The organism is Methanobacterium aggregans, assembly GCF_017874455.1.
GTDB classification, from domain to species: domain Archaea; phylum Methanobacteriota; class Methanobacteria; order Methanobacteriales; family Methanobacteriaceae; genus Methanobacterium_C; species Methanobacterium_C aggregans.
Genome location: NZ_JAGGLN010000002.1, coordinates 96,831 through 111,860, shown reverse-complemented (window position 1 = coordinate 111,860; position 15,030 = coordinate 96,831). Strand labels below are relative to the sequence as shown.

The window sequence follows — 15,030 nt, the reverse complement described above, 5'->3', positions numbered from 1 at the left end:
TCGACTTAAAAATTCCAAATTAATGGTTAAAATAATTGGAAGGATTACATGCTTGATTCGCTCTATGAAAAAGCTCTTGAAAAGAAAGATGGTATAAGCAACACCTTAAAAAGAGATATGGATTCTATAAAAATAGATCCACATAACCTATGGAGGGATCATCCCTTTAAAGATGGAAAATCTGAAATCACAGTATCTGCAGGTGATGGTAGCTACAATAAAAAGAGATTCATGGGATTTTTTTTATATGCAGTTGATGCAGAGTGTTTGATATTTAACAAAAATGGACTTGAAAGAGTCGGAGTTTCTGATGTAAACGTAATTCCTCCCTACAAATATCCTATTGAGGGTATTTTAGGTAATTACATGGGAATTTTTGAATTTAAAAGTAGCTTAAAGGCTTTTAGAGAATACGATGTTGATATAACACTTTTTGATGGTTCAATCAGGGGAAACCTATTAAAGTCGTCTCCAGTCGAAAATAAACTCAAAACAAAACAAAAAGATGAAATAAGGGGCCTTTATGTCCCAATACTTGAAGAAAGCTTTAGAAATATGGATGAAATTAAAATAGAATCATATGATCTTTTTGAATCTGTTGAAAAGAATTTTCCAGCTATCAAGATCGAGGCCATGATCTACCTAGAAAACATTGAAAGACTGATGAGCATAGGTAAACTTCTTAAAGAAACGAAAAATATCGTTGCAATATCAAAAACATCCATAGCTACAGATTATTTCAAATCAAACATACCTGATATTGCCATATTTGAAGAATTCTGCAAAAAACAGGGATACACAGATCCATGTTATCTGGATGTGCAGCCATTTTATCAGAGCCCTGAAAAGGCTGTTAAGGGTGATTTTCCCATCATGGATGAATTCTTTAAAAGTTTAAACTTCACAGTCTTCTATGCACGGCTTGAAGACTTCAAAAATGTCCTGAAATTTGAATTGCCCTACAGAGCATCTGAAGAAGAAATAATCAAGATTCTCGAAGGTTTGAAGGGAGGGAGTGCTGAGGGATATCCTTACCTTCTTAAAAAGGCCCACAATGATGTTGTTATCAGCAAATCTGACCTTGAAAGACTTTCAAATATTATTGGATTTTTAGAAAAGAGTGGGAGAGAGATGTTATGAATGAAGTTATTGGGAGATGTGTTGGAGAAACATCACCAACTCAGGTGAGCTTCATCTCCAAGGAAATGCCCAGAGTAGGGGAATACGTTTCACTTGAATACGATGGAAAAAAAGTTCTGGGAATGATAGAAGCCCTTGTAAGAGGAAGTGTATCAATAAACGGCGATATATACGACCCAAAAACCATCGAAAGGATAAAAGAAATAGAGGGAGACGACCACTACATAAAAGGCTCTGTAAAGATACTTGGAGATATAAATGACCTTAAAATTCCAAGAACTCCTGCACCTCCAGGTACCGCAGTTGAAGTTGCAGACCCACAAGTTTTAAAGAAAATATTTCACGTTGAAAATTCAGGTTTAAAACTTGGAAACCTCATAACACAGGAAGAAGTTGAAGTTGAGGTGGACATAAACAAGATGGTAACACGACACCTGGCAGTACTTGCAATGACAGGTGCAGGAAAATCTAACACAGTATCAGTTATTGTTGATGGACTTTTAGGGGTAAATGGAAGTGTTCTGATTTTCGACATGCATTCAGAGTATGTTAACACGGAGTTTGGTAAGGACAAGGTTAACCTGATAAAACCCCAGATAAACCCACTCTACCTCTCATTTGCGGAGCTAAAGAAACTCTCAAACATTCCTTCAAATGCCTACGTTCAGGAGAGGTACTTCAGAAAAGCTTACAGGGGTGCACAGAAAACCCTTGCAAAGGGCCTGACAACTGGAAATGATTTTTTAGCTTTAATAGAAAACCAGCTTGAATCATGGATTTTAGAGGCAGAAGCTGATTCTTCAGAGGGTAAATCTGGAAACTCAACCAATGCTGCTGATAGAAAGTCCATAACAGATGTTTTAAACAAGCTACAGCACATGAGGGACAAGTACGGTAACATACTGAGCCTTGAAGCCAGGGATGTGACAGACAACATGGAACTGGGCAAGGCAAACATAATAGACCTGGGATCCGTTGATGAGTTTGCATCAGATGTTATTGTAAGCCACGTTCTGAGGAACGTTCTGAAAAGCAGGAAAGAATATTTGCGAACCAGAAATGGTATAGCTTTCCCAATCTTCTCCATACTTGAAGAGGCACACATACTCGCCCCACAGAATAGAAGCACAGAATCAAAACTATGGATAAGCAGAATAGCAAGGGAAGGACGTAAATTTGGTGTGGGACTGTGCCTGGTAAGTCAGAGTCCAAAATCACTGGATTCAGATGCACTTTCACAGGCCAACAACATGATAATTCTCCGCCTTGTGGAACCAACAGACCAGAACCATGTTCAAAGGGCAAGTGAAAGCCTGAGTGATGATTTAATTGCTCAACTTCCATCACTGAACATAGGTGAAGCCATAGTACTTGGTTTAATGACCAAAATACCCACACTCGTCAAGGTAGATGAATTTCAGGGCAAAGTATCTGGAGGGGACTTGAACATAGTTGAGGAATGGTCCAAATCCATTGAAGACGATAAAAAGACTCTTGAAGAACAGAAACGAGAGTATGAGGATCTTGGGGGAGATTACTGATGCAGTTCGTTCACATGTCCGACACACACCTGGGATACAGACAGTACGGACTTTTAGAGAGGGAAAACGACTTTTTTGAGGTTTTCAACCAGGCAGTTGATGAGGTGATAAGGGAAAGACCGGACTTTGCAGTACATTCCGGCGACCTCTTTGAGTACTCCAGACCCCCAACAAAGGCTCTTCTAACTGTTCAAAATGCAGTTATCCGATTCAAGGATGAAAAAATTCCATTCTATGCAATAGCAGGAAACCATGACATCGTCATGCGAAAAAATGCCATACCTCCCCAGGTTTTATACAGGGACTTTGGTTTGAAACTCATAAGTCCAAAAAAGCCATTTTATATGGAAGGGGATATTTTTATTGGCGGAACGCCCTACGCATCCCGTTACACTTCTAAAAATCTGAAAGAAAGACTTCAAGATATTGAAAGGGCATCTCTTGGACATAAAAAACGAATACTTGTACTTCATCAGGGTATTGACCGTTACATACCCTACGAATATGAAATAAAAATTGGTGATGTGCCCAAAAGTTTCAATTACTGTGCATTTGGCCATATACATGAAAGGATCATCGACGACTTTGGAGAGGGAAAACTCGTGTATCCGGGTTCCACTGAAATATGGCGTTCAAATGAGGTTGAAGGCTACAAAAAGAATGGTAAAGGTTTTTACCTTGTTGATATGGGTGGAGACATTCCAGAAATTGAGAGAATAGACCTTGAACTTCCAAGGGAATTTATCAAGGAAAGCATAAGGTTCCATGAGCTTGAAGAGAAAATATCCAAGATAACAGAACACATAACCACTCTCCAGAAAAAACCGCTACTCCAGTTAACAGTGGAGGGGGGAAACTTCAGCCGGTCAGAACTCTATGAAAAACTCAACAACACCTTTTCAGATATCTGCCTATCATTAAGGCCTAATTACAGGCCAGACATACTTTCAGGTGATGGAACTCTCCTTGAAATGGGAAAGGATGCCCTTGATATTAAAAAGATGCTTGCAGAACGTCTTAAAGATTTTCAGGACGAAAAAATATCTGAATTTGCAGTGAACCTCATGAAAGAAATGTCTGAAGGTGATATGAAACGTGCTGAAGAGATGGCAGAAGAATTCTACGAGGGATTTTATGATAATTGAGAACGTAAGGATGGAAAACTTCAAATCCCACAGAAACACCAGTGTGGATCTCAGCACAGGAATATCCATAGTGATGGGTGAGAATGGTGCTGGAAAGTCCAGCATACTTGAAGCAGTGAGCTTTGCACTGTTCAAACAGCACTCAGGAAAAAAAATGGAACAGCTCATAAGGAACAACACAGAGAAGATGAGCGTCACATTAACGTTCCTTGTGAATGGAAGGAAGTACCGTATAAAAAGGGACAGAAACAAAAAATCTGGGGCACAGGCTAAATTGGGCATAATGGATGGGGAAAGTTTCATGCCCCTGGCATCAGGGGAAAAAGCAGTTACAGAAGAAGTTAAAAGACTCCTTGAAATGGATGGAGACCTTTTTCTCAATGCAGTCTATGTTCGGCAGGGTGAAATAGCTGATCTGATTGAAAAATCACCATCTGAAAAAAAACAGATGATCGGAAAACTCCTTGGAATAGAATCCCTTGAAAAAGCATGGAAGAACATGAAGATCCTCATGGATGAATACAACGGGAAAAAATTGAAACTGGAGGGTCGTTTAGAATCATTAGATGGTCTAAAGGATGATTTAAACTCTGCAGATAATGATAAAAAACGTATTCATAAAAGAATTCAGGAACTCAATGAAAAAATTTTGAAGCTTGAAACAGAGTACCAGTCCTTGAAGGATAGGAATGAAATTTTAGACTCCAAACGATCAGATTTTGAAGCAACCACATCCGCTCTGGAATCCCGGAAAAACCTCCTTGAAAAAATGGAGGTGGATGAAAAATATCTAAGGGCCAAAGTAGATGAAATTGAAGCCACTGAAAAAAGGATGAAGGAATTAAAACCCAAAATAGACAAGTTGCCTGTTTTGAAGGGAATGCAAGAAGCTGCAGATGAACTTAAAGGCCTTAAAAAGGAAGAAATTATTTTAAATAAAATAATTAAAGATATCAATGGTTTCAGGGGGATAATAACTTCCAATGAATCCTATTACCATGACTACCTGAAACTGGAATCTGAAGTTTGCAGCCTTCAGTATGCTCGGGATCAGTTTGCAGGTAGCAGGGGTTTAATGGTTAATTACGTGGATAGGAGAAAAAAGGTCCAGAATAAAATAGAGCAATCCATGCAGAAGGTTTCAGATGTCCTTGAAAAATCAAATAAAATTCTCAACACGGATTTTGATTCAGTGGAAGATGTGGAAACACATCTTAAAGCTGTAAAACCAGAAGTTGAAGCCAGGGTAAAAGAAGCAGTTGAAGATATCCACAAACTTCAAACTGAAATATCCAACATCAAAATCCAAAATAAAGGGCTTGAAACTCCTATAAAAGAACTGAATCAGGTTGAAGATGTCTGTCCAATATGTAAATCAAACATAACTCCTCAAAAACGTGAAGAACTTTTAAAGGAGTACACATCTGAAATGGAGAATAACAGGAAGAGATCCTCAGAACTTGGGAAACGTTTGAAGGAGTTGAAGGTTAAAAAAGGAATATTTGAATCTAAAAGTCTTAAAATACAGGATATTAACCTTGGAATAATAACTGAGTACATGAGTGCAGTTGAGGACAGTAAAAAGGATATTGGAGACATAGATTCAAAGGTTGTAGAACTTAAAAAGAACTTAGATATTTTCGAAGACCTTAACAATGATATAAAAACTAAAAATAAGGTTCTTGAAGACCTAAAGGGTCAATATGAGGCTTACATTGGTGCTAAAAATTCTCTGGAGTCTCTGAAGGATCCTGAGAAGTACGAAGAAGATCTGGCTAAAATCCAGTACAGTATTGAAACTTTAAAAACCAGGATAAGCAGTTTCGTTGATATTGCAGGGGGTAGTGTTGAAAACCTTCAGGGGGAAATAAACTATTTGGAAGGCCTTAACAACGAGTACCACCAGCTTTCAGGAGCTGTGATCCAGAAAGAATCATTCAACACCCGGCTCATGGAAACAGTTGATGGTATTGGAAAGGCCAGAGAAAAGATGTTTGAAATGGGTTTGCAACTTGAAACTATTGGATACGATGAAAAGGCTCATGAAATCGTTAAAAAAGATCTTGATACTAAAAATGGTCTTCTCAACGATTTAAAGGGTGAAAAACAGAGGTTTAAAGGTGAAGAAGCCCAGATCACACGTTCAATTGAGGAAATCCACAAAAAAATTGAGTCTTACAGTTTTGATGAGAAAAAACTCAGTGGTCTAAAGGATTACTTGAAACTTTTAGACTACATAAGGGACCTTTATGGTAAAGATGGGGTTCAAAGGGACCTCAGAAACCTTTCAAGGCCGCTCATAGAGCAGAACACACGGGACTTCTTTGAGAAGTTCAACTTCGAGTACTCGGATATAAAACTTGATGAGGACTACGATGTTACCATATATGGTCCTGCAGGTCAAAACAGCCTTGATATGATAAGTGGTGGTGAAAAAATTGCCGTGGCACTTGCTCTCCGTCTTGGAATAACCCAAACACTTTCAGGGGGAAGTCTTGAGCTTATAATGCTGGACGAACCCACCATACACCTTGATGCCTACAGAAGGCAGGAACTCATAGAACTCCTGAAGAAAATGTCCATAATACCTCAGATGATCATAGTCACCCATGAAACAGACCTTGAGGATGCTGCAGACCATATATTAAGGGTTAAAAAAGAGGAAGGAGAATCTTTTGTTGTTAACTCATGATAAATGAAATTTCATGATCCAATGAAGTAAAAACTTTTTTTCTCCTTTCAAACATTCAAATCTCAATATAACTCTCAATGTAACATTTTTTTAATATCTTATTTTCAATAATTATATATTATTTCCAATTTTTAGTTTAATGGATTGACCATCATTTTTGTGCATTTTTTGAACGTTTTTTACCCCTTGCAATGGATGCAAAGATACCAATGAAACAGAGCACTGTGCAGATGATGAAAACAGTGTGTATGCTTGAGAGCAGAGCTGGGTACTGGGCTGTTGTTATCTGAACGTTTCCTATGAATATTGCAAACACCATGAGGGCCAAACCCATGCTGAACATCTGACCTATAAGCCGCATGGTGCTGACCATTGCAGATGCAACACCGTAGAAACGTTTTTCAACGGATCCCATAATTGCATTGGTGTTGGGGGATGAGAAGAGTGCAAATCCAAATCCAAGAACCATCAAACCTATGATGAGAAGTGTTAAGCTGGTTGTGGGTGTCAGGAAGGTGAATGTGAATATTCCAATGGTTGAAATTGCCATTCCAAGGGATGCGATGATCTGGGGTTCGAACCTGTCTGAAAGTTTCCCTGCAATTGGAGAGAAAATCGCCATTATAACTGGCTGGGCAACTAATATAATTCCTGCTGACTGTGCATCAAGCCCCCTGATGTATTGAAGGTACAGGCTCAGGAGGAAAGTCACAGCAAAGGTTGAACTGTAGTTTATAAGGGCTGCCAGGTTTGAGAATGCAAAGGTTGTGTTTTTGAAGATTTTGATGTTTAAAACAGGACTTTCAGTTCTTAACTCCCATATCACAAATGCCAGTAAACCCACAATTCCCAGGGTTATCATGATGAGTCCGTTGTTGCTTGGAAGTATGGAAACTCCGTACATGACAGTTACAAGAACGATACTGTAGAATATGGAACCCAGAGCATCGAATTTTTCTCCATGACAAACTGCCCATTCTCCCTCAAGCTTCCAGAGTGTCAGTGCAAATATCAGAATACCCAGGGGAACAGCCAAATAGAAAAGACTTCTCCATCCAAGGTACTGGGTCATGATTCCGCCGAGCACAGGACCAAGGGACAGTCCAATGTAAACAGTTGCAATATTTATTCCTATGGCTTTTCCACGTTTAAATGGTGGATAAACCGAGGTGATTATTGCAAGGCCTGTTACAAATATCATTGCAGCACCCACTCCCTGGATGATCCTGAAAACTATGAGTGCAATGGTTGATGGTGCCAGAGCCGAAAGAAGGGAGGCCACTGTAAATATAATTATTCCATAGCTGAATATTTTTTTCATCCCATAAATATCAGCTATCCTACCAAAGGGAACTGAAAACATTGCTGCAGCTAATAAAAATGATGTTGGAACCCAGCTCAGTAAAATTGCGCTTGATCCAAACTCTGCACCAATTGCAGGCAGTGCTATGTTGATTGCAGAGCTCATGAACGGTGTTAAAAAATTGGCAAGTGTTGCAATGATCAAAGCAGCAATTCGTGTAGACTCCTTGACGTATGAATCTTCTTCTCCCATAAAATATGACTCCTGACTTACATCCATTCAACTTTTCTTAAAACTTAGTTATGATGTATTTACTTTAAATAGATGATAATCATGAGAAAATAATTAGTATTATGTACTGTACAATGCTTTAACTCAATAAAATCAATAAAATTTCATAGAAAAAAACTATTTTTAATGATGAGATATTGGGGGGTTAAATTGGTTTAAAAAAATAAAATAAGGACTTAATATTGAACTAGAAACCTTTAAAGAAGTTAAATATTATTTTTTAAAGTAAAAAATAACCTTTAAAAATAAATTTAAAATAAAGAAATGAGGTTGTCTGATTCAGAGAATCAGACGATGTGATGCTTCTGGAGGAGCATAAGTTCATCTTTTGAGAGCTTTTTACCCTCTTTGAACTTTTCGAATATGTCCTGAGCAATCTCCCTCTCAGCCATATTTTTCTTCTTACTTTCCTCATTTTCACTGCTTCGTTCTTTTGCCTTAATCTTGTCAAGGCCTTTGTTTATCTTCCTTATTTCATTAAGAACGGATTTAACAGATTCATGTTCAGCAGATGCTTTTTCACGAGTTTCAATGAATTTTTTGTGGGCTTCATCTGCCTTTGCCCTTATATCATCGATTTTCCTGAAGTATTCGATCATGCTTTCATGGGTTTCCTGGGCTTTGTTTGAAAGCTCAACAACCTTTGCATGGTGGGCTTCGGATATCTCTTTAAGCTCAAGGGCTTCTTTTTTGGTTTTTTCATCCTCATGCATGTCCTGGAGCTCTTTTCGAAGGTCTGTAACCTTTTTAACAAGCTCATTTTCTTTCCTTATGTCCAGGACCTTGGTTTCTATAGTTTTTTCGAGTTTTTCTATTTCACCCTGGGCTTTAACTATTTCCCGTTTTCCAGATGCCCATTCCATCTTCTTGAGCTTCTGGTTGGTTTCATCCCTCAACTTCTTGTACTTCTTGACCTCTTCATTGTTCTGGTCACGTTCATCACGGTATTTGAGGGCTTTATCCAGATTTTCTTTTATACTGTTGTTCAAATCATTCCTTAAGTCCTTGTGAGTCCTGGCTTCTTCGTTGAGTTCATCCCTTTTTTTTGTGAACTCATTGAGCTGCTTTTCAAGCTCTTTCTTCTCTTTGAGAAGTTCTTTGAAGCTTTTACCAGCGTAGGGTGATTTAGAATTTTCAGCTTTATCTTCAGCTTTATCTTCAGCTTTATCTTCAGCTTTATCTTCAGCTTTATCTTCAGTTTCGGATTTTGTTTCCACTTGGGATTCCTCCTCTTTGAAGATGTTTAATAATTCTCTTAAATCCCTTTTTTCTACAACAACATCTGCAATCTCCTTTAAAACAGGTTTAGCATTAAAAGCTATGCCCATTCCTGCTTCTTTGAGCATTGAAATGTCATTTGCGCCGTCTCCAACGGCTGCAGATTCTTCTGCAGTTATCTGCTCTGTTTTTAGTATCTCTTTGAGGACGTCAGATTTTGAACCTTTTACGAGAGGACCTGAAACTTCTCCTGTGAGTTTACCTTCCTCTTCGTGGAGAACATTTGAAAATGCGTAATCAAGGCCTAATTCCTCTTTCATACGATTTGCAATTATTTCGAAGCTACCAGTTATTGTTGCAATTTTGTAACCTCTCTTTTTGAGCTCTGCAACAGTTTCGCTGGCCCCTTCCATGAGAGGAATCTTGTAGACAACATCCTTTATATCATCCACAGATGCACCTTTAAGTAAAGCTACTCTTTCTTTAAGGGCTTCTCCAAATTCAAGGTCTCCTTCCATTGCTTTTTTTGTTATTTCTGAGATTTCAGTTTCTGCGTCCATCAGTTTGCCTATTTCATCGATGGCTTCGCCATCTATAAGAACGTTATCAAGATCGAATGCTATAAGTTTAATCAAAAGATCACCGAGTTAATCAATTTAAAAAATGAAATTAGATCAGATCCAATTCAGCTAGTCTTTCTTTAGTTTTTTCAACACCAAGCTGGGCGGCTTCTTTAGTTTTTGCACCTGTACATACGACTTTTCCTGAACCAAAGAGGAGTAAAACAACTTTTGGGTCTCCAAGCCTGTAAACTAATCCGGGGAACTGTTCAGGTTCGTATTCTGTGTTTTCAAGTTCCAAAGCCACTGCTTCAAGGTTTAAAGTTTTCATTAGGTTGGCTGAAGCAACTATGTTTTGTACCTTTATTTCAAATTCTTTGGGTATCTCTGGGTCGAGGGTTCTCATCAGATCCACTGTTATGTGGATGGCTTTTATTGAATCTTTTACAGATTTTGCACCTGTACAAACGAGTTTTCCTGATCCAAATATTAATGCGGCTGTTTTAGGTTCTTTAAGTTTAAAAACCAAGCCTGGGAATTGTTCCTTATTGTATTCGACACCTTCGAGTGCCGGACCAACCTGTGTAAGGTCTAATGGCTTACCGAGCGTTGCGGAAGTCACAATATTTTCAATTTTGATTTCTACATCAGTCATTCTGTTCCTCCAGATCATTTAATCATTATAAATGAATTTGATATTATGTATAAATTCGTACTTCCTTTTATAAAGTATATAAGTAGCGTGTTATTAAAGGTAAAGGTTTTCATACTTTGAGTTTGTATCTTAATAATAAGTTCTTGAATATTTTAAAAGAAAGTACTCAGCATTAAACTTTTCTTAAACATCATATATAACTTTGGGTTATTATTAAAGTATCTTATATTAATACTGAAGTTTTTTTTTGGAATTAAACCCAAATTTTGGGTGTAGGTTACAATTACTTCTATTTTTTTCTATTTTAATATGAAAAAATCAGTTAGTATTATATATTTGGAGCTATAAATTTTTAATAAAGCTTCAATGCTTTGATTAACTCTTGGAATCACAAGGAGGAATAGGAATAGAATGATATCTCCTAAAAAATACCGTCAGCAGATAGATTCCCTTGGAATTGAAGGTATGTTAATAGATGTATCCTCAATTGACAGGGCTATGAATACTATAAATGAACTCGATGATCTTGAGAAAATATTAAAGAAGGTACGCCATAACCTCCGAATAGATATAAGGAATATCCGTTTGGAGTACCTGAATAAAATGAAAGAAACTGAACAGCAGCCAAATGGACTTTTTAAAAGAAAAAAATCCACAGAAAAAATAATCAAAGAAAAAAAAATCCTTTTAAAGGAGAAAAATCTTAAAATAGCTGCTTATGAAGTAGTTGAAGATGCAATAAATGATTATCTTTCTCAAATAGATAGTTCACGATTATATATTAAAAATTCCATCCAGGGAAGGGTGGGATAATCAGTTCACACCTTGTTGATCTAAATATTTTCAAAACAACTCAAATTCATTTAAAACATCAGTTTAGTTTCATTTTTAAGCTGACATATTGGTTATATAATGGAAATGGGGGTCAAATATGGGATTCACTGGGAATCCAAAACATCCACCTGGAAAATCTCCCCACTTATCTCAAAACACTCTAGAAGTCCTTGAAAAAAGATACCTACTCAAGGATGAAACTGGGAGGATAGTGGAAGATCCAGAAGAAATGTTCCAAAGGGTTTCGAGGGCAGTTTCCAAGGCAGAAATACTCTATGAATCAGATACCCTTGAAGTAGAAAAAGAATTCTACAAACTGATATCCTCCCTGGAATTTTTACCCAACTCCCCCACCCTCATGAATGCAGGAACCCCTATAAATCAGCTTTCTGCATGCTTTGTTTTACCGGTTGGTGATTCTGTAACTGAAATATTTGATGCCCTGAAGTACATGGCCCTCATCCACAAATCTGGTGGGGGTGTTGGTTTTTCATTTTCAAAGCTCAGACCACGGGGTGATATTGTGGGGTCAACAGCTGGAATAGCATCGGGACCATTATCTTTTATGCGAATTTTTGATGTTGCAACCGACGTAATAAAACAGGGAGGCAGAAGAAGAGGTGCAAACATGGCAGTACTCAGTGTTCACCACCCGGATATCCTTGAATTTATACAGGCCAAAAATATTCCAGTGGATGCAGATGCTGAATATCTGAAGAAACTCACCCATCTTGAAAACTTCAACCTGTCTGTTTCAGTTGACAATGAATTCATGGACAAAGTCCTTCGCCATGAAGAGAAAAGCAAGGGATTCAAAGATACACATCTTCTGGAAGAAGAAACATCTGTTTTGAATGGATCAGGAGGGATACTGGAATCTGAAGAACACTCAAAGGGGAAGGTAAACAAATCAAGGGAAATTGAGGATAAAAATCCCCTTTTAAACCCCAGAACCAATGAGGAAGTAGGTTACATAAAGGCTGAAGATCTGTTTGATGCTATCGTTGAAAATGCATGGAAAACAGGGGATCCTGGGATCCTATTCATGGATGAAATAAACAGAATGAACCCAACTCCAGCTTCAGGTAAGATCCAGGCAACAAATCCCTGTGGAGAGCAACCCCTTCTTTCCTATGAATCATGCAACCTCGGTTCAATAAACCTTGCCAGGATGGTTAAAACTGGTGTTATAAATTGGGATAAATTGGAACGCACAGTAAAAACGGCTGTGCATTTTCTTGACAACGTTCTGGATGTTACAAGTTTTCCAACACCCCGAATAAAAACTGAAACCCTGAAAAACAGGAAAATCGGCCTGGGGGTTATGGGATTTGCAGAGATGTTAATAATGCTTGAAATTCCATATGACTCAAAAAAAGCCGTTGAAACTGCAGGTAAAGTCATGAAATTCATACAGGATCATTCAAAGAAGGCTTCAGAAGAACTTGGAAGATCGAGGGGTTCTTTCCCAAACTTCAGGGAGAGTGTATGGTACAAAAAAGGTTTCAAGGCCATGAGAAATGCTACAACAACCACCATAGCACCAACAGGAACCATAAGTATAATTGCAAATATTACGAGCGGTATAGAACCTTTATTTGCAGTTTCTTTTGTTAGAAATGTTATGAACGGCACAAAACTCCTTGAAATAAATCCCCTATTTAAGAAAATCACTTTAAAAAGGGGTTTTTATAGAAAGGAAATCCTGGATTCTGTGCTGTGTAATGGTTCAATTCAGGATGTTGATGGAATTCCATCTGATGTGAAGCGGTTGTTTGTAACTGCCCATGATATAAAACCTGAATGGCATGTCAAGATGCAGGCAGCCTTCCAGAGCCATGTGGACAATGCAGTTTCAAAGACTGTTAACCTTCCACACGAAGCATCCAAAGCTGATGTTAAAAGGATATTTTTAATGGCTTACAAACTCAAATCCAAGGGAATAACTGTCTACAGGTATGGTAGTAAAGCTGAACAGGTCTGGTACCTTAAAGGATTCAAAGGTTCAGAAGTTTCTGATTTAAAATTTGGAGATAAATCTGGGGGTTATGTGTTAACAGATCCAGAATATTCTGGGGGACGTCCTTCAAATTGTTGCCTCCATTGAAACATCAAAATCTTATTTCACCCCTTTATTTCACCCAATCATTAAGAACCTGGAGCTTCCATTAATTTAATATGGAAATGATCATAATGAAATATGAAAAAGAAATGATCATGTCAAAACATCAGAAGAACCAAAAAAATATCAGTTAAAGGGTTTGATGAAAAGTTCATATTTATAGTATTGCTTGTTTCAGATGTTGAAAATCTTGAAAAGAGTTGGAAGGTTTAAAAATGATAGAAGTTGAAGTTAAAGCCCATGCAGGTAATTTTAATGATGTTGAAGTTAAACTTAATGAAATTAGGGCGGAGATGATTGGTTTGGAGCATCAGAAGGATGTTTATTTCAACGCACCAGACCGGGACTTTGCAGAAACTGATGAGGCACTCAGGATAAGGGAAATCCCAGATACATCTGGAAAACGAATAATTTTAACCTATAAAGGCGCCAAAATGGATGAGGTCAGCAAGACACGTAAAGAAATTGAAGTTGATGTTTCAGACACTGAAAACATGGCATCTATCCTTGAAAACCTTGGATTCAGGGCAGCTGCAACTGTTGAAAAGAAGAGAATTATATACAAATTCAAAGAATCCATAATTTCTCTTGATGAAGTCCTTAATGTTGGAAAATTCATTGAAATAGAAAGAGAAGCTCGTGAAGGTGAAGATTTTTCCCAGGCAAGGGATGAAATATTTGAGTTATTCAAGAAACTTGGAATAGAAGATGGGTTTGAGAGAAGATCCTACCTTGAACTTATGGGAGTTCATTAAGGAAGTATTACCGAGACAACTGAAATTTCCAAAGATCACCTAAATTATATGAATATGTTCAGTTGTTTGCATAGATTGGAATGAATACTGTGAAATATCCAAGATCCGGCATGTTTACTTGAAGTTACAGGTGGATAATTTGGATCCTCTAAGGTAAATGTTGATGTGCATCTGCTGCTTCGGATGGTAGTAAATATTCTATTGGTAACGCATGATATCAGAACAGTAAAACTAAAGGGTATAATCCAGTTATGCAACGAAGGATTTGGAATCTAAAAAATAAGAATTCAAAACCCTCTCTAGGGATAAAATAGGGTGTTTGAATATAAATGGTCCTGATTGGGGCATGAAACATCATATAAATTCTTTTTATAGCGCATATAATGTTTGTTTTTACCCTAAAATAAGTAATTATATAAAAGCCATTCCCTCTCCTGGAGGCGGTATCTCTCTGAGGAGAGGGAGGGTTCTAGTGTCATCTAATATGTATGACATCATAGAATACATTCCTATAATATATAAAATTTTTTTCCAAATTCACTCCAATTTCTAACCTAATTTCAAAAATAAAAATTAATAAAAACCCTATCCTTGGAGCAATGAACCTTAGAAGGGTGAAAATTGTGAATCATGGTAAAATGTTAATTGTATAATAATTAAAAAAAAGTATATAAACATAACAATCAACAAAAAAAATAATAACACTCTCTTTAATACCCTTTATTTTTTATTTTAATTATTGTCAACAATCTGTTTTGGGTTTTGAATTTTCAT

At 37.3% G+C, this 15,030-nt stretch carries 10 protein-coding genes; 7 read left to right on the top strand and 3 right to left on the bottom strand.

Going from position 1 to position 15,030, the window contains the following annotated elements:
- Window positions 1-48: 48 nt before the first annotated feature.
- From J2756_RS03210 to J2756_RS03195, 4 genes are read left to right on the top strand one after another with little or no spacing between them, the layout of a single operon-like run.
- Window positions 49-1,140, top strand: coding sequence for a DNA double-strand break repair nuclease NurA (locus J2756_RS03210; RefSeq protein WP_209582528.1), 1,092 nt, complete (start codon window positions 49-51; stop codon window positions 1,138-1,140).
- Window positions 1,137-2,681: a helicase HerA domain-containing protein gene (locus J2756_RS03205; RefSeq protein ID WP_209582526.1), complete on the top strand. Its 1,545-nt coding sequence runs from the start codon at window positions 1,137-1,139 to the stop codon at window positions 2,679-2,681. Before J2756_RS03210 ends, J2756_RS03205 begins: the two co-directional genes overlap by 4 nt.
- The gene (locus J2756_RS03200; RefSeq protein WP_209582524.1) at window positions 2,681-3,826 is read left to right on the top strand and encodes a metallophosphoesterase family protein; all 1,146 of its coding nucleotides are present in this window, start codon (window positions 2,681-2,683) and stop codon (window positions 3,824-3,826) included. The genes J2756_RS03205 and J2756_RS03200 overlap by 1 nt, the downstream gene beginning before the upstream one ends.
- Complete coding sequence (locus J2756_RS03195; protein WP_342593095.1) at window positions 3,777-6,518, top strand: AAA family ATPase; 2,742 nt, start codon at window positions 3,777-3,779, stop codon at window positions 6,516-6,518. The genes J2756_RS03200 and J2756_RS03195 overlap by 50 nt, the downstream gene beginning before the upstream one ends.
- Before the next feature lie 151 nt (window positions 6,519-6,669).
- Here the strand turns inward: J2756_RS03195 and J2756_RS03190 are convergent, their stop codons facing one another.
- From J2756_RS03190 to J2756_RS03180, 3 genes are all read right to left on the bottom strand, one after another.
- Window positions 6,670-8,073, bottom strand: a complete 1,404-nt coding sequence (locus J2756_RS03190) for an MFS transporter (protein WP_209582520.1) — start codon at window positions 8,071-8,073, stop codon at window positions 6,670-6,672.
- A 326-nt stretch (window positions 8,074-8,399) separates the two neighbouring features.
- Window positions 8,400-9,965 (bottom strand): phosphoserine phosphatase SerB, encoded by a 1,566-nt coding sequence (gene serB / locus J2756_RS03185; protein ID WP_209582519.1) that lies wholly within the window; start codon window positions 9,963-9,965, stop codon window positions 8,400-8,402.
- Between the two features lie 34 nt (window positions 9,966-9,999).
- Window positions 10,000-10,545 carry a TATA-box-binding protein gene (locus tag J2756_RS03180; RefSeq protein ID WP_209582518.1) on the bottom strand — a complete coding sequence of 182 codons (546 nt, stop codon included), beginning with the start codon at window positions 10,543-10,545 and terminating at the stop codon, window positions 10,000-10,002.
- 411 nt (window positions 10,546-10,956) lie between these two features.
- Between J2756_RS03180 and J2756_RS03175 the strand changes: the two genes are divergently transcribed.
- The 3 genes from J2756_RS03175 (at window position 10,957) to cyaB (ending at window position 14,256) form a co-directional block, all read left to right on the top strand.
- Entirely contained in the window at window positions 10,957-11,358 is a 402-nt protein-coding gene (locus tag J2756_RS03175; RefSeq protein WP_209582517.1) for a hypothetical protein, read from the top strand.
- A 118-nt stretch (window positions 11,359-11,476) separates the two neighbouring features.
- Window positions 11,477-13,486 (top strand): adenosylcobalamin-dependent ribonucleoside-diphosphate reductase, encoded by a 2,010-nt coding sequence (locus tag J2756_RS03170; protein WP_209582516.1) that lies wholly within the window; start codon window positions 11,477-11,479, stop codon window positions 13,484-13,486.
- Window positions 13,487-13,716: 230 nt separating this feature from the next.
- Complete coding sequence (cyaB, locus tag J2756_RS03165; RefSeq protein WP_209582515.1) at window positions 13,717-14,256, top strand: class IV adenylate cyclase; 540 nt, start codon at window positions 13,717-13,719, stop codon at window positions 14,254-14,256.
- Window positions 14,257-15,030 lie beyond the last annotated feature (774 nt).

What these genes read in the sequence shown, in the direction of transcription:
- cyaB (WP_209582515.1), top strand. Translation starts at nt 13,717, where the DNA reads ATGATAGAAGTTGAAGTTAAAGCCCATGCAGGTAATTTTAATGATGTT.
- J2756_RS03170 (WP_209582516.1), top strand. Translation starts at nt 11,477, where the DNA reads ATGGGATTCACTGGGAATCCAAAACATCCACCTGGAAAATCTCCCCAC.
- J2756_RS03175 (WP_209582517.1), top strand. Translation starts at nt 10,957, where the DNA reads ATGATATCTCCTAAAAAATACCGTCAGCAGATAGATTCCCTTGGAATT.
- J2756_RS03190 (WP_209582520.1), bottom strand. Translation starts at nt 8,073, where the DNA reads ATGGGAGAAGAAGATTCATACGTCAAGGAGTCTACACGAATTGCTGCT.
- J2756_RS03180 (WP_209582518.1), bottom strand. Translation starts at nt 10,545, where the DNA reads ATGACTGATGTAGAAATCAAAATTGAAAATATTGTGACTTCCGCAACG.
- J2756_RS03205 (WP_209582526.1), top strand. Translation starts at nt 1,137, where the DNA reads ATGAATGAAGTTATTGGGAGATGTGTTGGAGAAACATCACCAACTCAG.
- J2756_RS03200 (WP_209582524.1), top strand. Translation starts at nt 2,681, where the DNA reads ATGCAGTTCGTTCACATGTCCGACACACACCTGGGATACAGACAGTAC.
- J2756_RS03210 (WP_209582528.1), top strand. Translation starts at nt 49, where the DNA reads ATGCTTGATTCGCTCTATGAAAAAGCTCTTGAAAAGAAAGATGGTATA.